The sequence below is a fragment of the Cupriavidus sp. R6-3 genome (assembly GCF_059772245.1).
This window is the reverse complement of record NZ_JCBAJO010000076.1, coordinates 1-19877: the sequence shown is the minus strand read 5'-3', so window position 1 is coordinate 19877 and position 19877 is coordinate 1. Positions and strand designations below refer to the sequence as shown.

At 69.5% G+C, this 19877-nt stretch carries 16 protein-coding genes and 2 pseudogenes; 7 read left to right on the top strand and 11 right to left on the bottom strand.

Annotation, left to right across the window (positions count from 1 at the left end):
* Together AC6EI8_RS13730 and AC6EI8_RS13725 are read right to left on the bottom strand one after the other, a co-directional pair.
* Nucleotides 1-141, bottom strand: a pseudogene (locus AC6EI8_RS13730) (copper resistance protein); the annotation flags it as partial.
* 97 nt (nucleotides 142-238) lie between these two features.
* A complete protein-coding gene (locus AC6EI8_RS13725) occupies nucleotides 239-1222 on the bottom strand; it encodes a LysR family transcriptional regulator (protein WP_498382183.1) in 984 nt (327 codons plus the stop codon).
* A 232-nt stretch (nucleotides 1223-1454) separates the two neighbouring features.
* Between AC6EI8_RS13725 and AC6EI8_RS13720 the strand changes: the two genes are divergently transcribed.
* The gene (locus AC6EI8_RS13720; RefSeq protein ID WP_498382182.1) at nucleotides 1455-2414 is read left to right on the top strand and encodes a DMT family transporter; all 960 of its coding nucleotides are present in this window, start codon (nucleotides 1455-1457) and stop codon (nucleotides 2412-2414) included.
* 40 nt (nucleotides 2415-2454) lie between these two features.
* Here AC6EI8_RS13720 and AC6EI8_RS13715 read toward each other — a convergent pair whose 3' ends face one another.
* The 7 genes from AC6EI8_RS13715 to AC6EI8_RS13685 form a co-directional block, all read right to left on the bottom strand.
* The gene (locus AC6EI8_RS13715; protein WP_498382181.1) at nucleotides 2455-4062 is read right to left on the bottom strand and encodes an MFS transporter; all 1608 of its coding nucleotides are present in this window, start codon (nucleotides 4060-4062) and stop codon (nucleotides 2455-2457) included.
* Entirely contained in the window at nucleotides 4059-5174 is a 1116-nt protein-coding gene (locus AC6EI8_RS13710) for an HlyD family secretion protein (RefSeq protein WP_498382180.1), read from the bottom strand. Before AC6EI8_RS13710 ends, AC6EI8_RS13715 begins: the two co-directional genes overlap by 4 nt.
* A gap of 96 nt (nucleotides 5175-5270) precedes the next feature.
* A complete protein-coding gene (locus AC6EI8_RS13705; RefSeq protein WP_150083809.1) occupies nucleotides 5271-5510 on the bottom strand; it encodes a hypothetical protein in 240 nt (79 codons plus the stop codon).
* Nucleotides 5511-5658: 148 nt separating this feature from the next.
* Nucleotides 5659-6678 carry a LysR family transcriptional regulator gene (locus tag AC6EI8_RS13700; protein WP_498382179.1) on the bottom strand — a complete coding sequence of 340 codons (1020 nt, stop codon included), beginning with the start codon at nucleotides 6676-6678 and terminating at the stop codon, nucleotides 5659-5661.
* A 56-nt stretch (nucleotides 6679-6734) separates the two neighbouring features.
* Complete coding sequence (locus tag AC6EI8_RS13695; RefSeq protein ID WP_498382178.1) at nucleotides 6735-7385, bottom strand: FMN-binding negative transcriptional regulator; 651 nt, start codon at nucleotides 7383-7385, stop codon at nucleotides 6735-6737.
* A gap of 227 nt (nucleotides 7386-7612) precedes the next feature.
* On the bottom strand, nucleotides 7613-9127 hold the full coding sequence (pdxR, locus tag AC6EI8_RS13690; RefSeq protein WP_498382177.1) for a MocR-like pyridoxine biosynthesis transcription factor PdxR: 1515 nt from the start codon (nucleotides 9125-9127) through the stop codon (nucleotides 7613-7615).
* Nucleotides 9128-9155: 28 nt separating this feature from the next.
* Nucleotides 9156-10160, bottom strand: a complete 1005-nt coding sequence (locus AC6EI8_RS13685; RefSeq protein WP_498382176.1) for a LysR family transcriptional regulator — start codon at nucleotides 10158-10160, stop codon at nucleotides 9156-9158.
* Nucleotides 10161-10383: 223 nt separating this feature from the next.
* Between AC6EI8_RS13685 and AC6EI8_RS13680 the strand changes: the two genes are divergently transcribed.
* The 4 genes from AC6EI8_RS13680 (at nucleotide 10384) to AC6EI8_RS13665 (ending at nucleotide 16185) form a co-directional block, all read left to right on the top strand.
* On the top strand, nucleotides 10384-12126 hold the full coding sequence (locus AC6EI8_RS13680; protein WP_149316090.1) for an IlvD/Edd family dehydratase: 1743 nt from the start codon (nucleotides 10384-10386) through the stop codon (nucleotides 12124-12126).
* 89 nt (nucleotides 12127-12215) lie between these two features.
* Nucleotides 12216-13802: an aldehyde dehydrogenase (NADP(+)) gene (locus AC6EI8_RS13675; RefSeq protein WP_498382175.1), complete on the top strand. Its 1587-nt coding sequence runs from the start codon at nucleotides 12216-12218 to the stop codon at nucleotides 13800-13802.
* A 110-nt stretch (nucleotides 13803-13912) separates the two neighbouring features.
* Nucleotides 13913-15235 carry an MFS transporter gene (locus tag AC6EI8_RS13670; protein WP_150083980.1) on the top strand — a complete coding sequence of 441 codons (1323 nt, stop codon included), beginning with the start codon at nucleotides 13913-13915 and terminating at the stop codon, nucleotides 15233-15235.
* 17 nt (nucleotides 15236-15252) lie between these two features.
* Entirely contained in the window at nucleotides 15253-16185 is a 933-nt protein-coding gene (locus AC6EI8_RS13665) for a dihydrodipicolinate synthase family protein (protein WP_150083814.1), read from the top strand.
* Nucleotides 16186-16348: 163 nt separating this feature from the next.
* Here the strand turns inward: AC6EI8_RS13665 and AC6EI8_RS13660 are convergent, their stop codons facing one another.
* Complete coding sequence (locus AC6EI8_RS13660; RefSeq protein ID WP_149316087.1) at nucleotides 16349-17650, bottom strand: UDP-N-acetylglucosamine 1-carboxyvinyltransferase; 1302 nt, start codon at nucleotides 17648-17650, stop codon at nucleotides 16349-16351.
* Between the two features lie 306 nt (nucleotides 17651-17956).
* On the opposite strand from AC6EI8_RS13660, the gene AC6EI8_RS13655 reads away from it, so the two are divergent.
* Nucleotides 17957-18358 carry a hypothetical protein gene (locus tag AC6EI8_RS13655; protein WP_149316480.1) on the top strand — a complete coding sequence of 134 codons (402 nt, stop codon included), beginning with the start codon at nucleotides 17957-17959 and terminating at the stop codon, nucleotides 18356-18358.
* A 34-nt stretch (nucleotides 18359-18392) separates the two neighbouring features.
* On the opposite strand, the gene AC6EI8_RS13650 is transcribed toward AC6EI8_RS13655, so the two are convergent.
* The gene (locus AC6EI8_RS13650) at nucleotides 18393-19316 is read right to left on the bottom strand and encodes a LysR family transcriptional regulator (protein ID WP_498382174.1); all 924 of its coding nucleotides are present in this window, start codon (nucleotides 19314-19316) and stop codon (nucleotides 18393-18395) included.
* Nucleotides 19317-19525: 209 nt separating this feature from the next.
* On the opposite strand from AC6EI8_RS13650, the pseudogene AC6EI8_RS13645 reads away from it, so the two are divergent.
* Nucleotides 19526-19877 (top strand): annotated as a pseudogene (locus tag AC6EI8_RS13645) (MFS transporter); the annotation flags it as partial.

Genomic DNA, 19877 nt, shown 5'->3' with positions numbered 1-19877 from the left:
AATCATGCCCGTCATGTCCCGGTCGGTACTGACGGCGTACCGGCTGCCCGCGCAAGCGTACGCCGCCGCTGCCAGCTGGACTGTCAGGAAAGCGGTCAGCAGGAATGCGGCCAGCCAAAGCCGCCGGAGGGACGTGCGCACGTGTGGGCCCATGTTGGCCGAATGGTACCAGCGATTGACTCGGCAAGCGCGAGGCAGCCGGCAGTCCCTGGCTCGGGGAAATCACCCCTGGCAGCGGTCAACGAGCGGAGGGCTGAGTCCTCGCCGGGCGCGGACGTGTCGGAGCCGGCGCGTGCGGGCCGATATCCTGCCCGCCCAGCCGCATCGCCAGATAATCGATCAGCACGCGCACCTTCGGCGGCATCACGCGCTTGGGGGGATACAGCAACCACACCGCGCCCTGGTAGGCGCGGGCACGGAAGTCCCAGTCCGGCAGCACCTGCACCAACTTGCCAGATTGCAGTGCGGCCTGCGCGGCGAAGTCCGGCAAGGCCGCAATCCCCAGGCTGCCCAGCGCACCTTCGAGCCGCGCGCCGACATGGTTGGCGATATAGCGCCCGCGCACCGTGACGGTCTGCGTTTCCGTGCCGCGGCGAAAGCGCCAGCGATTGTCGTCGGCGACCTCGCCGAGGAACAGGCAGTCGTGCTCGGCCAGCTGCCGCGGCTGCGCCGGTACGCCGCGCTTGCGCAGGTAGCGCGGCGACGCGCATAACACCCAGCGCACCGCGCCTAGCCGGCGTCCCGCCAGCCCCGGCGGCGGATCGTCGGTCAGCCGGATCACCAGATCGACCTCGTCGGCCAGCGGGTCGACGCTCTGGTCGGAAAATCGCAGATGCACGTCGATCTGCTCGTACTGGCGCAGGAACGCGGGGATCAGCGGGTGGATCACGGTCTTGGCGTAGGCCACCGGCGCGCTCAGCGTGACGCGGCCCTGCGGCAGCCCGCCAAGCTGGCCGGCCGCATCGACGGCGCCCGCCGCGGCGCCCACCATGTCGCGGCAGAACCGCGCCACCTGTTCGCCGGCCTCTGTTACCCGGACCTTGCGCGTCGAGCGTTCCAGCAGCCGCGTGGCCAGCGCCTCCTCGAGCCGCTTGATCTGCCGGCTGACGGTCGATGGCGTGCTGCCGAGCTGGCGGGCCGCCAGCGAGAAGTTCCCGGTGTCGACGACGCGGGCGAAGACGGCCAGGTCGGGGAGCAGGGCGATCAGGGTGTTCTGATGCATCGTGGCGGGCGCGGCGATTGATGAATCGGCGACATCAAAGATTTGCGGATGGAGCGGATTATCACCTTGGATGCAATACCGGACAATGCGTGAAACGCGATCTCCTTGTCCGCGCATCCGCCGATTCCCCGATTTCCCGATTTCGCGAATTCCCGAATCCCCGAATCCCCGAATCCCCGAATCCCCGAATCCCCGAATCCCCGAATCCCCGAATCCCCGAATCCCCGAAGCCATGACCGCCCAACAAGCCCGCCTGCTGATGTTGTCCGACCTGATGCTGCTCGGGGTCGCCGTGGTATGGGGCACCAGCTACGGCGTCGCCAAGCAGGCGCTGCAGCACTACCCGGTGCTCGGCCTGCTCGCGCTGCGCTTCGGGCTGACCTTCGTGCTGCTGTCGCCGACGCTGGCCGGGCTGCGCGGCATACCGGCGGCGTCGCTGGCGCGCGTAGCGGGCGCGGGTGTGCTGCTGCTCGGCATCTTCCTGTGCGAGACATTCGGCCTGTTGCTGACGCGCGTGGCCAATGCGGCGTTCCTGATCAGCCTGTGCGTGGTGCTGACCCCGCTCATCGAGTGGCTGCTGCTGTCGCGCCGGCCGACCCGTCTGGAATGGGCGGCGGTGCTGCTGTCGCTGTGCGGCGCGTGGATATTGGCGGCGGACGGTGCCGGGTCGCTGTCGTTCCATCCCGGCGATGCGCTGATCCTGCTGGCCGCGCTGCTGCGGGCCATCTATGTTTGCGCGATGAAGCACAGCATGGGCCGGCAGCCCCCGCCCGCGCTGGCGGTCACCGCGCTGCAGGCCGGCGTGGTGTCGGCCGGCAGCGTGGCGGTGGCTATGGCAATGGCATGGGCCGGCGGGGCCGCCACCTGGCCGCTGCCGCCGTTGCCCGGCTTCGGCGCGCAGGGCGCCTTCTGGCTGTGCCTGCTGTACCTGGTCGGCGCCTGCACGCTGTTCGCGTTCTTTGCGCAGAACTATGCGATCAAGCGCAGCAGCCCCACGCGCGTGGCCTTGCTGATGGGCAGCGAACCCGCGTTCGGCGCGCTGTTCGCATGGCTGTGGCTGGGCGAGCGGATCGCGCTGTCCGGCTGGATCGGCGGCGGCCTGATCGTGCTGGCCTCGCTGCTGGCGACCGTGCGATGGCAGCGTGCAATCGCGCCGGCGCACGATGTGCCGGGCGTCGCGGAGCGGACGTAGCGGCAGCGCCCGCCGCCCTGAAACCCGAGCCCCGGCGCGTTCAATGCGCGGCGGTGAGCCCGGCGTCGTGGCTGGCGTAGCGGCCCAGCGCCACCTTGATCGCCAGCAGCACGGGGATCGCCACGACAAACAGCAGCGCCAGCGACAGGAAGCCGGCGTTGAAGGCGAGGGCGCCCGCCTGCCGCTCCAGCAGCGGTTCCAGCGTCGCGGCGATCGCCACGGCGGGATCGGCGTGCGACAGTGCCTGGCGCAGCGGCGTTTCCATCGATCCCGTGGCCAGCGGCGCATCCATGCCGACCGGCAGCGTCTGCACCAGCGCGGCCCGCGCGGCGCCATGGCGATGGTGCAGATACGTCTGCAGGAAGGCGATGCCGATCAGTCCGCCGAATTGCCGGCCGAAGTTGAACAGCGCGGCGCCCTGGCAGGCCAGCGCCGCCGGCAGTCCGCCCAGCGTGACCAGCGTCAGCGAGACGAACATCAGCCCGAGGCCGAAGCCGCGGATCAGCAGCGGCGGGGTCATGTCGGGCAGGCCGCTGTACGCGGTGGCATACGACAGCATGGCCATCGCCAGCATGAACAGCACGATGCCGAGCGGGATCAGCTTGAACGGCGCCACGCGCGTGTATTGCGCCAGCGCGCCGCCCAGCAGCAGGCCCAGCGACGCGGTGGCGGCGCTCGATACCAGCAGATCGCCCGCATGGGTTGGGCTCAGCCGCAGCACGTTGAGCGCGAAGGCGGGCAGCAGGAAGGCGCTGCCGAACAGCGCGAAGCCGGCCACGAAGCTGACGCAGAAGCCGAAGGCGAAATGCGGGTCGCGGAACAGCCGCGCCTGCAGCCAGCGTGGGCTATCGCACCGGCGCTGGCGCGCGCCATCGCGCCGGCGCTGGCGCCATGCTGCCAGCACCAAGGCCACTCCGGCCAGCAGTCCGGCCTGCACGATCCGTGGCGAGTGCAGCCAGTCGTGACGATTGCCTTCCTGCAGCACGAATACCGTGGCGATCGACGCGACGGTCAGCAGCGCGATACCGATCGGATCGAGCCCGTGCGGCAGCGCCGCGCTTCCCACGTCGATACGCTGGTCGGTGGCCTCGCGAGGGAGGACCAACAGCGCCAGCCCGATCCCCGCCAGCCCGAATGGCACACCCGCCAGGAACACGAGGCGCCAGGACCCATGATCGGTGACCCATCCCTGCGCCAGCGGTGCCAGCGTGGTCGGCGCCATCACGGTCGCCAGCGCGAACACCGCCTGGCTCAGCGGCACCCAGCGCGGCGGCGCATCGCGAAACAGCAGCGCCTGCGCGGTGGCGAGCATCAGCGCGGCGGTAGCGCCCTGCACGAAGCGGCAGGCGCCCAGCATCGCCAGATCGAGCGGCAGCGATGCGGCCGCGGTCGACGCCACCAGCAGGACGCCGGACCACCGCAGCACCGCTGCCTCGCCGAAGCGGCGCGCCACCGCGGCCGCGATCACGAACGCCGCCAGCTTCGCCGCGAAGTACAGGATGTTGAGCCACGCCGCCTCGTCCAGCGTCGCATGCAGCCCGCCGGCGAAATGCGCCCGATTGACCATCATCAGCGTGCCGTTGATGGCGTCGGTCAGGGCGAGCAGCGTCACCGCCGCCAGCAGCGCGGCAAAGCGGCGGTCCATCATCTGGCCTGCACGAGCTGCTGCGCGAGTTGCTGCGGGAGGCGCTGCGCGGCTTGCCGTGCGACCGGCGCCGCCGGGGCAGCAGGGGCCGCCCGGGCCGCCGCGTCGGATCGCGTATCGATCGACACCACCGCCGACAGCCCCGGCACCAGCTTCCCGTGCAGCGGACCGCCGCGCGCCGGCACGATCTTGACCGGCACGTGCTGCACGATCTTCGTGAAGTTGCCGGTGGCGTTGTCCGGCGGCAGCAGCGCGAACTGCGCGCCGCTGCCCGGCGACACGCTGACGACCGTGCCGTCGATCGGCACGCCGGGATAGCTGTCGAGCTCGATCCGTACCGGGCTGCCGACGCGGACGCGATGCAGCTCGGTCTCCTTCAGGTTGGCGACGACCCAGGACGCCTCGACCGGCACCAGCGCGAGGGCCGTGGTGCCGGGCTGCACGTAGCGCCCGACGCGAATCTGCCGATTGCCGACGACGCCGTCGACCGGCGCACGCACCACGGTATTGCCCAGATCGATGCGCGCCAGCTGCAGCCGTGCCAGTGCGGACGCTTCGGCGGCCCTGGCCTCGTCGACCTGCGCGGCGATCACGTCCAGACGGCGGCGCTCGGCATCGAGGTGGGCCAGCGCGCCTTGCTCGGCGGCCGCCGCCTGTTCGGCCTCGGCGCGCGCCAGCTCATAGGCCTGGCGGCTGCTGGCGTGCACCTCCAGCAGCTGCGCGTGGCGCCGATGATCGAGCGCCGCGCGGTGCGTGGCCGACTGGCGGATGCGCAGCGCTGCCTGCGCCTGCCGGATCTGCGCCTGCTGCAGCCGATGCTGGCGCTCCAGCGTGGCCAGCGCCGCGCGGCGCGCGCGCACATCGGCTTCCGCCTGGCCGACGCGCGCCAGATAATCGGCGTCGTCGATGCGGAACAGCACGTCGCCCGCGCGCACTGGCTGATTGTCGTCGACCGCGACAGCGCGCACATAGCCGGCCACGCGCGGCGCCACCGCCGTGACGTCGGCGCGGACATAGGCGTTGTCGCTGGTCACCGTGTGCTGGCGGTGCTGCCACCAGCGATAGCCGCCGTAGCCGGCCAGCAGCGCGCCGGCGATCGACAGCGAGACCAGCATCGTTCGCCGCGATGGGCCTTGCGCCAAGCGCCACGATGGCCGTCGGGAAGGGCCCGGGACCTTTGCCTGGGTCGCCATGCGATTTGCTCCGCGCCGCTAGCGATCGACGAAGGCGTCGTTCAGGCGGACGCCGCGTCGGGGTGGCGAATCCTCTTCGAGCATCGGATGCCGGTGATTGATATCGCTCAGGCTCATGCCGATCGGCGCGGGCGCCGGTGTGGACGTGGTGGCGGTGGCAGCGTCGCCGCCGCCGTCGCCTTGCCTGGTGGCGCAGCCGGACAGGGCGGCCGCCGCGATCGCCAGCGCGATCGAACTGGGGTAGAACCGAAACGTCATCGTGGGCCCGGCATTGTTGCATGCCGCCTCGTGGTGGAAGTGGCACGACTATAGGCAGGGCCGTCACGCAGGGGAAATCGAACGATTCGATGGCCCCCATGCGGCGTTTCGATGGGGACGTGCCCGCCGCGGCGGGCGTCCGGCACTGTCAGTCTTCCGGCGGCGCGAGCATCGCGGTGAAGGCGTCGACGAGGTGCTGGCGCACGTAGCGATGCACCGGATCGCACTCGGCACCGCCGTGCCAGTGCAGCCGGATCGCGACGGTGTCCTCGGTGCCGCGCACCGGCACGCAGGCCAGCGCGCCTTGCCGCACGATCAGCGGCGCGACCACGGCGGGCAACACCGCGACCACCGGGGCGGCCTGCAGCAGCCGGCTCAGCGTCAGCAGGCTCTCGACTTCGGTGGGCATCGCGCCGGTGTGCTGCAACTGGCCGAGAAAGGCGTTGCCGGCCGAGCCGAGCGCGATCGCATGCGACAGGCCGATGGCCTGCAGCGTGCGCAGTTCGTCCGCGCCGACGCTGGCCGGCAACGGCAGTTGCGCGGGCGCGTGAGCGCAGACCAGATCGCAACGATGCAGGTCCGCGCTGCGATGCCAGTCCTTCGTCGGGAGCGGCACGCCGGTGACCGCCAAATCGATCTCGCGGGCGTCGAGGGCGTCCGGCATGCGGGCGGCCGGCATCGCGCGCGACACCAGCCGGATCGACGGCGCTTCGCGCGCCAGCGCGGCACACAGCACCGGCAGCAGCATCGCCTCCAGCGGTTCCGGCAGCGCGATGCGCAGGCACGCCTGCGCCGACGAGGGATCGAACTCGCCGGCCGGGCGTACCAGGCCATAGGCCTCGTTCAGCAGCGCGCGTACCGGTTCGACCAGCGCCATGGCCTTGGCGGTCGGCTCCATGCCCCTGGCGCCGCGCACGAACAGCGGATCGTCGAACAGCCGCCGCAGCCGGGCCAGCATATGACTGACCGCGGGCTGCCCGAGGAACAGTTGCCGGGCCGCGCCGCTGACCGAGCGCTGGCTCGCCAGCGCATCGAAGGCGACCAGCAGGTTCAGGTCCAGCGCGCGGAATTTGCGGTAGTCGAGGGGGCCGATGTTGTTCGATGTGTGCGTGGATGTGTGGGCCGATGTGTGCGCCGCGTCGTTGCGCGGCCCGGTGACCGGATCCATGCCGTTTCTCCGTCGAGTTCGCCGCGCCAGCCGGGATCCGCCTGGCTCCATGGCCGTTATGGGGTGTCGCGGTCCCGTGGCTCCGCGATGGCATCGAGCATCGCCTGGCCGAGCGCGACGTCGCCTTGCTGCTTCAGCGCCTCGGCCGCGCCGAGCTTGTCGCGCAGTTCGCGATTCTGGCTCAGCTTGAACTTGCCGACCAGCCGCGTGATGTCGATCTCGATGCCGACGATCGCCTTCAGCATCGTATCGATGTAGTCCGCCGGCGCGTCCGTCATCTTCCACGCCTGCGGCCGCGAGGCCTCGTGCGCGCGGGTCAGGCGCGCCACCACGCCCCGGACGTACCGTTCCTCATCGCGGATCGTGATCCTGCCATGGGCATGGACCACCCGGTAGTTCCACGTCGGCACCTGCTTGTGGGTCTCGTGCTTGCTCGGGAACCACGTCGGCGTGATGTAGCCATCCTCGGCGCGGAACACGACCATCACCTCGTCGCCGTTCCGCACGTCCTGCCACACCGGATTCGCCCTGGCGACATGGGCGCGCAGCGTGCCGTTCCGGCCGGCGGACAGGTCCAGCTCGAACGGGAGATGGTTGGCGTCCAGGCCATTCGGGCCATGCGTGACCAGCATCGCGAATGGATGCTGACGCATCAGGCGATGCAGCGCGTCGACGTCCTGCACTTCGAAATGGGAGGGGATGTACATGGTCTCGAACGGGTCTCGAATGGCGAAAGGGATTGGCGTGGCGACGGACGGGCCTCAGGGGGCGACCTCAGGGGTGGACCTCACCGGTGGACCTCGTCCATGCTCCATGATCGGCCCGTAGCCGGCCGGAAGAAAGAGCCATTCTGGAGGTATTCGAATGGACCAGTATTCGGGGTAATGGCTGATCCGAGGGAGTCCGCCCAAGCCTTCGCCGGGTGTTTCTTTTTTCAGCTGGCCGGGAATACGCCCCTGGTCCGGGCAGCGGACCCGAGTACCTTGGCCAGTTTCTTGACCGCCGCGTCGATCTGCTCGTCGGTGTAGCCGCCGAGTCCGAGCACCAGGCCCGGGCGCGCGTTTCCGCTCGAGTACATCGGCGACACCGGCCTGACCGCCACGCCCGCCTCCATCGCGAGCGAGGCAATCCACTGGTCGTCCCACCCCTCGCCGAGCCACAGCACCAGGTGCATGCCCTGGTCCCCGGGCTGGAGCCAGGCCAGCTCGGACGGTATCCAGCGCGCGATTGCCGCGATCAGATGCTGGCGCCGGTCCGCATAGACCAGCCGGACTCGGCGGATATGCCGGTCGAGGTGTCCTTCGTCGATGAATGCCGCCAGCACATGCTGGTCGGCGCTGGGCGAATGCCGGTCGATCAGGACACGGGCGCCGCAGAACGCCGGCACCAGCGCCTGCGGAACGATGGCATAGCCGAGCCGCAGCGAAGGGAAGAGGATCTTGCTGAAGGTGCCCAGATAGACCACGCGGTCGGGCGCGAGTCCCTGCAGCGAGGGAAAGGGATGGCCGACGTAGCGCAATTCGCTGTCGTAGTCGTCCTCGACGATCCAGGACCCATTGGCGCGCGCCCAGGCCAGCAGCGCGTTTCTTCTCGCCATCGTCAGCGGCATGCCCAGCGGATATTGATGCGAGGGCGTGACGAAGGCCACGCGCGCGCGCTCGGCCATCGCGCGGGCCGCTTCGATGTCCATGCCGGCCTCGTCGACCGGTACGCGGACCATGCCGCGCCGGTGTCCCGTGCTCTCCAGGATGCCGGTGATGCCGCGGTAGGCTGGATCTTCGACCCACGCAAGGTCATCGGCGTCGAGCAGTACCTGGCAGGACAGGTAGAGGCCCTGCTGCGTGCCGGAGGTGACGATCACCTGCTCCGGCGTGCAGTGGACCGAGCGGGACCGGCGCACGTAGTCGGCAATCGCGCAGCGGAGCGCCGGCACACCTTGGGGATCGTCGTAACCGGAGGGTGCTGCCGCACGCAGCGCTCGCGTGCGATTGCCCAGCCGGCGCCATGCGTCGTCGGGCGCGGTGGGGCCCACCGGCACCGAAACCGCAAAGGGCACGGGCGGCAGCGGCGCGAATTGCCGCGCGACGTCGGCGAAGGCCGCGGCCCGTGTGCTCAATCGCACCGGAGCCGCCGGCGCATCGACATGGCGGGCCGGCGTACGGCGCTGCGGCGCATCGGATAACGCCGTCGCAACCCTGGTGCCGGCGCCGGCCTGGGCTTCGAGATAGCCCTCGGCAATCAGCTGCTCGAACGCCTCCAGCACGGTCCCGCGCGACACGGCCAGCGAGCTCGCCAGATGGCGCGTCGATGGCAGCAGCTCGCCCGGTTTCAGTTCCCCTCGCCGGATCGCCTCGCGCAGCAACCGCGACAGCTGTCTGCCGAGCTGTCCGGCGGACCGGTCCAGCTTGCCGATGGAGGGCAGCTCCATTGCGTGACGGTGTCGTGCCATGTCTTCGCGCGTCGAAATGGATCAGGGCTCAATGCCGGTCGCGGGCGGCGTGGCCATTGGCATTGACATTGGGATTGACATTGGCATTCGCGTTGGCATAGACCACGCGGCCAGCGGTCCGCAGCGCCTCGACCATCAGCGTGGCGGCCGGCGACAGCAGCCGGTCGGTGCGCGTGATGATGCCGAAGTCGTCCATATGGCAGGGAACGTCCAGCGGCAGGATGGCCACCATGCCGTGGCGCGCATAGTACTCGGCGACATCGGCGGCCAGTACCGCCAGCATGTCGCTCTGCTCGATCATCTGCGTGACGAACAGCAGCGCGGCGGTCTCGACCACATTGGTCGGCGGCACCAGGCTGGCGCGCTGGAACATCAGGTCGAAGCGATGGCGCAGCACGCTGCCGGCCGGCGGAACGATCCACGTCGCCGGCTGCAGATCGGCCAGCGACAGTGCCGGCGCGTCCAGCAGCGGATGGCCGCAGCGCGCCACCACGCAGACCGGCTCGCCGGCCAGTGGTTCGTAGCGCAGCTGCAGCTTGTCGTGTTCGGCGAACAGCCGGGCCACCACCAGATCGAGCTTGTCCTGCGCCAGGCGCTCCAGCAGCACGTTGCTGTTCTCGATCTCCAGCGAGACGCGCAGCCCGGGGTTGTCGCGCTTGAGCTCGGCCACCGCGGGCGGCAGCAGCTTGACCGCGGGCGAGGTGATCGCGCCGACCGCGACATGGCCGAGGCGGCCCGCGCGCAGGCCCATCACTTCCTGCTGCGCCTGATCGAGGCTGCCGACCACGGCCCGTGCGTGGCGGATCATCGCGTCGCCATACAACGTTGGCCGCATGCCGCGCGGCAGCCGTTCGAACAGCGGCACGCCGAGCATTTCCTCGAGTTCGCGCAGCAGCTTCGATGCGGCGGGCTGCGTCATGTTCAGGACCGCCGCGGCGCGATGAATATTGCCTTCCTCGGCCAATGCCACCAGCAGCAGCAATTGGCGGGTTTTCAGGCGGGCGCGGATATACCAGGGCGGGGAAGTCGGCATCGGGTTAACACGGATATCTGATTCGATATCGCAATGGCGTGAATTTTCATTAGAAGGATATCCGATCGGTTTGTACACTGCCGCCTGTCGAAAACAAAACCGATCGCCCAAGGCGCGACGCAGCCAGGAGACACCCTCAGCTGCCCCCAAATCCCGATGACGTCCCCCGCCGCGCGGCCATTGCCGCGGGCCGGCGTTCGTCCCGCCGCATTCAGGAATTTCCATGCCGGATTCAAAACCCAAGCTCCGCTCCGCCCAATGGTTCGGCACCGCCGACAAGAACGGCTTCATGTACCGCAGCTGGATGAAAAACCAGGGCATTCCCAATCATGAATTCGATGGCCGGCCCATCATCGGCATTTGCAATACCTGGTCGGAATTGACGCCGTGCAATGCGCATTTCCGCAAGCTGGCCGAGCACGTCAAGCGCGGCGTCTTTGAAGCCGGCGGCTTTCCGGTCGAATTCCCGGTGTTCTCGAATGGCGAATCGAATCTGCGGCCGACCGCGATGCTGACGCGCAATCTGGCCGCGATGGACGTCGAGGAAGCGATTCGCGGCAATCCTGTCGATGCCGTCGTGCTGCTGGCCGGCTGCGACAAGACCACGCCGGCGCTGCTGATGGGCGCGGCCAGCTGCGATGTGCCCGCGATCGTCGTCAGCGGCGGGCCGATGCTCAACGGCAAGCTCGACGGCAAGGACATCGGCTCCGGCACCGCGGTGTGGCAGCTGCACGAATCGCTGAAGGCGGGCGAGATCGACCTGCACCATTTCCTGTCGGCCGAGGCCGGCATGTCGCGCTCGGCCGGCACCTGCAACACGATGGGCACCGCCTCGACGATGGCCTGCATGGCCGAGGCGCTCGGCACCACGCTGCCGCACAACGCGGCGATTCCCGCAGTCGATGCGCGCCGCTACGTGCTGGCCCACATGTCCGGCATCCGCATCGTCGAGATGGCCCGGGAAGGGCTGTGCCTGTCGAAGATCCTGACGCGCGAGGCCTTCGAGAACGCGATCCGCACCAATGCCGCGATCGGCGGTTCCACCAACGCCGTGATCCACCTGAAGGCGATCGCCGGCCGCATCGGCGTGCCGCTGGAACTGGAGGACTGGACCCGCATCGGCCGCGATACCCCGACCATCGTCGACCTGATGCCGTCGGGGCGCTTCCTGATGGAGGAGTTCTACTACGCCGGCGGCCTGCCCGCGGTGCTGCGCCGGCTCGGCGAGGGCGGCCTGCTGCCGCATCCGGGCGCGCTGACCGTCAACGGCAGGACGCTGTGGGACAACGTCAAGGACGCGCCGAACTTCAACGACGAGGTGATCCGCCCGCTCGATCGGCCGCTGATCGCCGACGGCAGCATCCGCGTGCTGCGCGGCAACCTGGCCCCGCGCGGCGCGGTCCTCAAGCCCTCGGCGGCCACGCCTTCGCTGCTGAAGCACCGCGGCCGCGCGGTGGTGTTCGAGAACCTGGAGCACTACAAGGCCCGCATCGTCGACGAATCGCTCGAGGTCGACGCCAGCTCGGTGCTGGTGATGAAGAACTGCGGGCCCAAGGGTTATCCCGGCATGGCCGAGGTCGGCAACATGGGCCTGCCGCCGAAGCTGCTGCGGCAGGGCGTCAAGGACATGGTGCGGATCTCCGATGCGCGCATGAGCGGCACGGCCTACGGCACCGTGGTGCTGCATGTCGCGCCGGAGGCCGCGGCGGGCGGTCCGCTGGCGGCGGTGCGGGACGGCGACTGGATCGAACTCGACTGCGAGGCGGGCACGCTGCATCTGGACATCCCGACCGAGGAACTGGCGGACCGCATGGAGATGTTCCGGCCGCCGAAGCCCGAGGGCCGCGCGGGCGAGGGGGGCTATCAACGGCTCTATGTCGACCACGTGCTGCAGGCGGACCAGGGTTGCGATCTCGATTTCCTGGTGGGCTGCCGTGGTGCCGATGTGCCACGCCACTCGCATTGAGCGCGCATGGCACGGCAACGCATGCACGGCAACCCATGCACGGCAACCCATGAACGGCAACCCATGAACGGCAACCAGGAGCACACGCCATGCCATTGACCGGCCATCAACTGATCGGCGCCAGCGCGCGGCGCGGCAGCGGCGAGGCCTTCCACGCGGTGCATGCGGCCAGCGGCGAGATCATCGCCGATCCCGCTTTTCACGGCGCCTCGCTTGCCGACGTAGACGAGGCCTGCACGCTGGCCGCGCGGGCGTTCGATACCTACCGTGCGCTGCCCGACGAAGCCCGCGCCGCGTTCCTCGACGATATTGCCGCGCGCATCGAAGCGATCGGCGATGCGCTGATCCTGCGCGCGATGGACGAAACCGGCCTGCCGCGCGCCCGGCTCGAGGGCGAGCGCGCCCGCACCACCGGCCAATTGCGCATGTTCGCGGCGCTCGTGCGCAGCGGCGACGCTTGGGATGCCCGCATCGAACCGGCCCTGCCGCAGCGCCAGCCGCCGCGCACCGATCTGCGGCTGCGGCGCATCGGCATCGGTCCCGTGGCCGTGTTCGGCGCCAGCAATTTCCCGCTGGCATTCTCGGTCGCCGGCGGCGATACCGCGTCGGCGCTGGCGGCGGGCTGTCCCGTGGTGGTCAAGGCCCATCCCGCTCACCCAGGCACCTCCGAACTGGTCGGCCTTGCGGTGCAGCAGGCGGTGGCCGCGGCGGGTCTGCCCGAAGGCGTGTTCTCGCTGCTGTTCGATGCCGGCCACGCGGTCGGCGCGGCACTGGTCGCGCATCCGGCCATCCAGGCGGTCGGCTTCACCGGCTCGCGCAGCGGCGGCCTCGCGCTGATGGCGATCGCCGCCGCACGGCCCGCACCCATTCCCGTGTATGCCGAGATGAGCAGCGTCAATCCGAATATCCTGCTGCCCGCCGCACTGGCACGGCGCGGCCAAGCGCTGGCGCGCGACTTCGTCGCCTCGGTGACGCTGGGCTGCGGTCAGTTCTGCACCAATCCGGGCCTCGTGCTGGCGGGCGGCGGCGAAGCGTTCGAGCGCTTCGTCGCCGCGGCGGCCAGCGCGATCGCCGCCGTGCCCGCCGGCGTGATGCTGACCGCCGGTATTGCGCGCGCCTATGCCGAAGGCGTCGAACGCCTGGCCTCGCATCCGGCGGTCACCACGGTGGCGCAAGGTGCCAACGTCGCGGGCCGTGCCACCGCGAGCCTGTTCCGCGTGCACGCCGCTGATCTGCTGGCGGACGCGCGGCTCGCCGAGGAATGCTTCGGCCCGTGCAGCGTGCTGGTCGAATGCGAGGACGCCGACCAGCTGCGCCGGGTGCTGGAGCAGGGCGAAGGGCAGCTGACCGCGACGCTGCATCTGGACGACGCGGACCACGACGCCGCCCGCGCGTTGTTGCCGGTGCTGGAGCGCAAGGCCGGCCGCATCCTGGCGAACGGCTTTCCGACCGGCGTCGAAGTGTGCGATGCGATGGTCCATGGCGGGCCGTTTCCGGCGACATCGGACGGGCGCAGCACCTCGGTCGGCACCGCCGCGATCGAACGCTTCCTGCGTCCTGTCTGCTATCAGAACCTGCCCGATGCGCTGCTGCCCGACGCCTTGCGCGACGGCAACCCGCTCGGGCTGCGGCGCCGCGTCGGCGGCAAGGTGGAGGCGGTGGCCACGCCGGCCTGACCCCTGCGCATCGAGACCCATCCCGATATTCACAACATGCAGAACAATGTGAGGAGACCGATATGAACAGCCATTCCACGGCCGGGCTGGATCAGCCCGTGCCGCAGTCCATGCCGCAGCCCGTGCCGCTGCCCCACGACAGCGCCGACACCGCCCCAGCCGAAGAGTCCCGCATCATCGGCATGCTGACCCGCAAGCTGATCCCGTTCCTCGCGCTGATCTACGTGGTCGCCTACATCGACCGCTCGGTGGTCGGCTTCGCCAAGCTGCATATGAACGCCGCGGTCGGCATCAGCGATGCCGCCTATGGCCTCGGTGCGGGGCTGTTCTTCATCGGCTATTTCCTGTGCGAGGTGCCCAGCAACCTGGCGCTGGAGCGCTTCGGCGCGCGCCGCTGGTTCGCCCGCATCCTGCTGACCTGGGGCCTGATCACGATGGCGATGGCGCTGATCCACAACGCCACCACCTTCTACGTGCTGCGCTTTCTGCTGGGCGCGGCCGAAGCGGGGCTCTATCCCGGCATCCTGTATTTCCTGACCAAGTGGTTCCCGATGCGGCATCGCGCCCGCATCATCGGCCTGCTGGTACTGGCGCAGCCGATCGCGCTGATCGTCACCGGCCCGATCGCCGGCTGGGTGCTGTCGACGCCGGGGCTGTTCGGCATGTCGAACTGGCAGACGCTGTTCGTCGTCAGCGGCCTGCCCGCGGTGCTGCTGTGCCTGCCGACGCTGCGGCTGGTGCCGGAGTCCCCGGCTGACGCCAAATGGCTGTCGGCGCGCGACCGTGCCTGGATCGAGCGCGAACTCGCCGCGGACCAGAAGACCTTCGCGCTGAAGTCGCACGGCAACCCGCTGAAGGCGCTGAAGGACAAGCGCGTGCTGCTGCTGTCGCTGCTGTTCCTGCCGTTTCCGCTGAGCATCTACGGCCTGTCGCTGTGGCTGCCGACGATCATCAAGCAGTTCGGCGTCACCGATGCGAGTACCGGCCTGCTGTCGGCGGTGCCGTATCTGTTCGCGGTGGTGGGCCTGTATCTGGTGCCGCGCCATTCGGACCGCAAGGGCGAGCGCTACTGGCACATCGTGGTGGTGTCGAGCGCGGCCGCGCTGACGATGGCGGCGAGCGCCTGGGTGCAGACGCCCGCGCTGCAGTTCCTGTTCATCTGCCTGACGGCGTTCTCGATCTATTCGATCCAGGCAGTGGTGTGGGCGCTGCCGGGGCAGTTCCTGACCGGCGCCAGCGCCGCGGTCGGCATCGCCACCATCAATTCGCTGGCCAATCTGGGCGGCTATCTCGGTCCTTACGGCATCGGCCTGATCAAGGACGCGACCGGAAGCCTCGCCGCCGGCCTCTATTTCCTCGCCGCGATGCTGGTGTTCGCGGTGCTCATGACCTTCGTGGTACGCGCCGCGCTCGAGCCGCGCACGCCGCGCTGATACGGCAAGCCCTGCATATGTCTTACACCCGCACCTCGCCGCGCTACCGCGGCATCTTCCCGGTGGTGCCGACCACCTTCACCGAAACCGGCGAGCTCGATCTGCCCAGCCAGAAGCGCGCGGTCGACTTCATGATCGACGCCGGCGCGGACGGCCTGTGCATCCTGGCCAATTTCTCCGAGCAGTTCGCGCTGTCGGACGACGAGCGCGAGTTGCTGACGCGCACCGTGCTCGAGCATGTGCGGGGCAGGGTGCCGGTGATCGTCACCACCACGCACTACAGTACGGAGGTCTGCATCGCGCGCAGCCGGCGCGCGCAGCAGATGGGCGCCGCAATGGTGATGGTGATGCCGCCCTACCACGGCGCGACGTTCCGCGTGCCCGAGGCGCAGATCCACGAGTTCTACGCGCGGCTGTCGGACGCGATCCGTATCCCGATCATGATCCAGGACGCGCCGGCCAGCGGCACCGTGCTGTCGGCGCCGTTGCTCGCACGCATGGCCCGCGAGATCGAGCAGGTGGCCTACTTCAAGATCGAGACGCCGGGTGCGGCCAACAAGCTGCGCGAGCTGATCCGGCTGGGCGGCGACGCGGTGGAAGGGCCGTGGGACGGCGAGGAAGCGATCACGCTGCTGGCCGACCTGGAGGCCGGTGCCACCGGCGCGATGACCGGCGGCGGCTTTCCGGACGGCATCCGGCCGATCATCGAGGCGCACCGCCAGGGCGATGCCGACCTGGCCTTCGCGCTGTACCAGCGCTGGCTGCCGCTGATCAACCACGAGAACCGGCAGGCGGGCATCCTCGCGGCCAAGGCGCTGATGAAGGAGGGCGGCGTGATCGCCTGCGAGGCGCCGCGCCACCCGCTGCCACCGATGCATCCGGCAACGCGCAGGGAACTGATCGCGATCGCGCGGCGGCTCGATCCGCTGGTGCTGCGCTGGGCGAAATAGCGGAACAGCGCAGCACAGGGCCGCAAACAGCGGCAAATAGCGGCGGGAGATGGCAATGTGGCGGCCTTGCGGGCCGCCACATTGCATTGCGAAGGCGGACGGCTGATTTGCCCTCTCGCTTGTCGTTTTGGTGACCGTCTCGTCGGCCGGTTCGTTGGCGGTCCTACTCGCCGTCGGTCCACTCCACCTGCACGCCGAGGCTGCGCAGGTTCTCGACGAAGCGCGGATGCGCGCGCCGGATCGGCGCCGCGTTGCGGATCTCCGAGCGGCCGTCGATGCTGGCGGCCACCATGAACAGCGCGATGGCGACGCGAATGATGTAGGGGCTTTCCACCACGGCCGGCGCCAGCGTGTTGCCGCCGAAGGTAATCAAGCGGTGCGGGTCCGACGAGAACACATGCGCGCCGAACTTCGACAGCTCGCTGGTCCAGCCGAGCGCGCTGTCGTAGACCTTGTTCCAGAACATCGCATTGCCCTGCGCCCGCACGCCCAGCGCGATGAAGATCGGCAGCAGGTCGACCGGGAAGTAGGGCCACGGCGCGGCCTCGACCTTGGTCAGCACATTGCTGGTGAAGGGCGTCTGCACCTGCAGCGGGCCCGAGCGCTCCGCGCGCGACCAGCCGTCCTCGTGCACGATGCGCACGCCGAACTTCTCGAAGGTCCGATCGATCAGCGGGAAATTCGCCGGCGCGCCGTTGCGCACCACCACGTCGCCATTGGTGATCGCACCGAGCGCGAGAAAGGTCGTGATCTCGTGGAAGTCCTCGTCGAAGGTGAACTCGCCTCCGCCGAGCTTCTCGCCGCCATGCACGGTCACGCGCGAGGTGCCGATGCCCTCGATGCGCGCGCCCATCATCGTCATGAAGCGGCAGAACTCCTGCACGTGCGGCTCGGACGCGGCGTTGGTCAGCGTCGAGGTGCCGCCGGCCGCGGCCGCGCACATCACGAAGTTCTCGGTGGTGGTGACCGACGCGTAGTCGAGCCAATGGTCGATCGGCCGCAGCGGGCCCTCGCTGTGCAGCAGCAGCGAGCCCTCGGCGCGTTCGACCTCGCCGCCGAAGCGGCGGAAGATCTCGACGTGCGGATCGATCTCGCGCACGCCCAGCGTGCAGCCCTTGACGTTGTCCTCGAGCCGCGCGACGCCGAAGCGGCTCAGCAGCGGCGGCACCAGCATGATCGAGGAACGCATTTCCTCGGGCAGATGGTGGCGGGCGGGATCGAAGACGGTATCGCGGTGATGCAGGTCCAGCGTGCCGCTGTCATGGTCCATGCGGACATCGCTGCCGAGCGTGCGGAAGATATCGAGGATCTTGCGCACGTCGGTGATGTCGGGCACGCCGTGCAGCCGCACCGGCTGGTCGGTCAGCAAGGTGGCGCACAGCACCGGCAGCACGGCGTTCTTGTTGGCGGAGGGTACGATGCGGCCACGCAGCGGCGTGCCGCCATGCACGATCAGATTTGACATGAGGGAGAGCGTCCGTGCCGCGCCGGCGGGCGGCGCCGAACGGCGGTAAGCGGTGGAAACGGACGGCATTGTACTGCCCCGGCCGCCGGCGCGGGCGATCGCCGAGGCCGCTATAATGCCCCGGCTACGGGCTCCCCGCCGCCATGCGGCCTTTGCATCGCCTGTGCCTGGGCTGTGCGCCGGCCCGTGGTTTGGCCCGTGCCTTGACCCGTGCCTTGAGCCGTTCGGCACCGCCATCCCGCAACGCCAGCACCAGCCAGCACCAGCCAGCACCATCGCGCCACACCCGCCTCGATCCGCGTCGACATGAACGCCCCCTTTCCGATCCGCAAGGAGTGCCCGCCCGGGGCCTGCGTCTGCGGCCGCGAGCAGCTGCTCGACGATCCGCAGGCGGACATCCGCGTGCTCCGGCTGACCAAGGAGGAAGAGAAACGGCTGATCGCGCGGCTGGAAGACGTGCAGACGCTCGACGACCTGCGCCGCATGCAGGAGAAAATGCATGCGCTGCTTGGCATCACGGTGACGATCGAGCCGAGCATTCACGGCGTGCGCACCGTGCGCGGCTTCAACATCGAACTGGCCGACCAGCTCGGTTTGTGCAAGAAGACCCGGCAGACCATTCCCGCGGCGATCCGCCGCTGTCTCGAACGCCATCCCGAGATCGCCTACGCGATTCTGGATGCGCAGGGGCTGCTGGGCGAGGGCTGAAGTCTCGGCTCGGGGACGACGGCGATGCCCCTGTTCAATTCCACGGCGCCCCGTCGGCCCATGCCCGATCGATCTCGTCGATCAGCCGCCGCACCTTCGGCGACAGATGGCGCCGGTTCGGATAGACCGCGCAGACCGGCGCCCCCGGACCGGTGAACCCCTCCAGCACCGGCACCAGCGTGCCCGCGCGCAGATCGCCGCCGACCAGGAAGGCCGCGATCTGCACCAGCCCGGCATCCGCCAGCGCCAGGTCGCGCATCGCCTCCGTATTGTTCATGCGCCAGCGTCCCTCGATCGCCAGCGTGCAAGGGCGGCCGTCGACCGTGAAGCGCCACGGCGGGGCCATGCCGGCGTGGGTATAGACGATGGTGTCGTGGCGCGCGATATCGTCCAGCGTCCTGGGCGTGCCGTGCGCCGCCAGATAGCTCGGCGTGGCGCAGGTCACCAGCCGGTGCGGCGCCAGCACGCGGCGGATCAGCCCGCTGTCGTGCTCGCCGCCGACGCGGATCGCGAGGTCGATGCCGTCGCGCACCAGATCGCTGTATTCGTCGGAGAAGGACACCTCGGCCCGCAGCTCGGGCCATTGCGCCAGATACCGGCGCAGGATCGGCACGATGTGCAGGCGGCCGAGGGTGACCGGCAGATCGATGCGCAGGCGGCCGCGCGGCACCTCGTTGCGCCAGGCCAGCGCGGCCTGCGCTTCGTCGACCTCCGCGAGGATGCGCACCGCATGCTCGTAGAACAGGCGGCCCTCGTCGGTCAGGCTGACGCTGCGCGTGGTCCGCTGCAGCAGGCGCGCGGCCAGTGCCGCTTCCAGCCGGGCGATGCATTTGCCGACCGCCGAGCGCGAGATCCCCAGCCGTTGCGCCGCCAGCGTGAAGCTGTGCGCCTGCGCGACCTGCACGAAGGCGCGCACATCGCCCAGGTGATCGAGCGCGATGCCTTCCCCATTAGGCACGATTCGTCCCCAGTGTTGCGAAAGTTGGCTACTTTATCACCGCCTTGGCACCGATTACGCTTGCCGGACACGCGGGCAGCCCGGCGAATCGGGCCCCCCCCCGCGATTGAACAAGCCAATGACGAAGCCGATGGCCGGGCCGATGGCCGGGCCAATGACAGGGCCAATGGCCGAGGCCAACGACCGGGCCAATAACGGAGCGATTGCCGATGACCCAAGCCGATACATCACGACACGATGATTCCCGCGCCGCGCAGGCGCAAACAGCTTCCCATGCGCCGAGGGACAACCGCTGGCCCGCGGTGGGCGCGGTCGGCCTGGCGACCTTCGGCGTCGTCACCACCGAGATGCTGCCGGTCGGCCTGCTGACGCCGATCGCGCAGGGCCTGCAGGTATCGGCCGGCAGCGCGGGCCTGATGCTGTCCGCGCCCGCGCTGCTGGCGGCATTGTTCGCCCCGCTGATCGTGGTCGGCGCGGGCTCGATCGATCGCCGGCACCTGCTGGCCGCCTTGCTGCTGGCACTGGCCGGCGCCAACGTGCTGTGCGCGCTGGCGCCGACGC

Excerpts from the sequence above, each read along its gene's own strand:
- AC6EI8_RS13705 (WP_150083809.1), bottom strand. The coding sequence starts at position 5,510 with ATGACGTTTCGGTTCTACCCCAGTTCGATCGCGCTGGCGATCGCGGCG.
- pdxR (WP_498382177.1), bottom strand. The coding sequence starts at position 9,127 with ATGGCACGACACCGTCACGCAATGGAGCTGCCCTCCATCGGCAAGCTG.
- AC6EI8_RS13720 (WP_498382182.1), top strand. The coding sequence starts at position 1,455 with ATGACCGCCCAACAAGCCCGCCTGCTGATGTTGTCCGACCTGATGCTG.
- AC6EI8_RS13695 (WP_498382178.1), bottom strand. The coding sequence starts at position 7,385 with ATGTACATCCCCTCCCATTTCGAAGTGCAGGACGTCGACGCGCTGCAT.
- AC6EI8_RS13660 (WP_149316087.1), bottom strand. The coding sequence starts at position 17,650 with ATGTCAAATCTGATCGTGCATGGCGGCACGCCGCTGCGTGGCCGCATC.
- AC6EI8_RS13685 (WP_498382176.1), bottom strand. The coding sequence starts at position 10,160 with ATGCCGACTTCCCCGCCCTGGTATATCCGCGCCCGCCTGAAAACCCGC.
- AC6EI8_RS13675 (WP_498382175.1), top strand. The coding sequence starts at position 12,216 with ATGCCATTGACCGGCCATCAACTGATCGGCGCCAGCGCGCGGCGCGGC.
- AC6EI8_RS13670 (WP_150083980.1), top strand. The coding sequence starts at position 13,913 with ATGCCGCAGCCCGTGCCGCTGCCCCACGACAGCGCCGACACCGCCCCA.
- AC6EI8_RS13725 (WP_498382183.1), bottom strand. The coding sequence starts at position 1,222 with ATGCATCAGAACACCCTGATCGCCCTGCTCCCCGACCTGGCCGTCTTC.
- AC6EI8_RS13710 (WP_498382180.1), bottom strand. The coding sequence starts at position 5,174 with ATGCTGGTCTCGCTGTCGATCGCCGGCGCGCTGCTGGCCGGCTACGGC.
- AC6EI8_RS13665 (WP_150083814.1), top strand. The coding sequence starts at position 15,253 with ATGTCTTACACCCGCACCTCGCCGCGCTACCGCGGCATCTTCCCGGTG.
- AC6EI8_RS13680 (WP_149316090.1), top strand. The coding sequence starts at position 10,384 with ATGCCGGATTCAAAACCCAAGCTCCGCTCCGCCCAATGGTTCGGCACC.
- AC6EI8_RS13715 (WP_498382181.1), bottom strand. The coding sequence starts at position 4,062 with ATGATGGACCGCCGCTTTGCCGCGCTGCTGGCGGCGGTGACGCTGCTC.
- AC6EI8_RS13655 (WP_149316480.1), top strand. The coding sequence starts at position 17,957 with ATGAACGCCCCCTTTCCGATCCGCAAGGAGTGCCCGCCCGGGGCCTGC.
- AC6EI8_RS13700 (WP_498382179.1), bottom strand. The coding sequence starts at position 6,678 with ATGGATCCGGTCACCGGGCCGCGCAACGACGCGGCGCACACATCGGCC.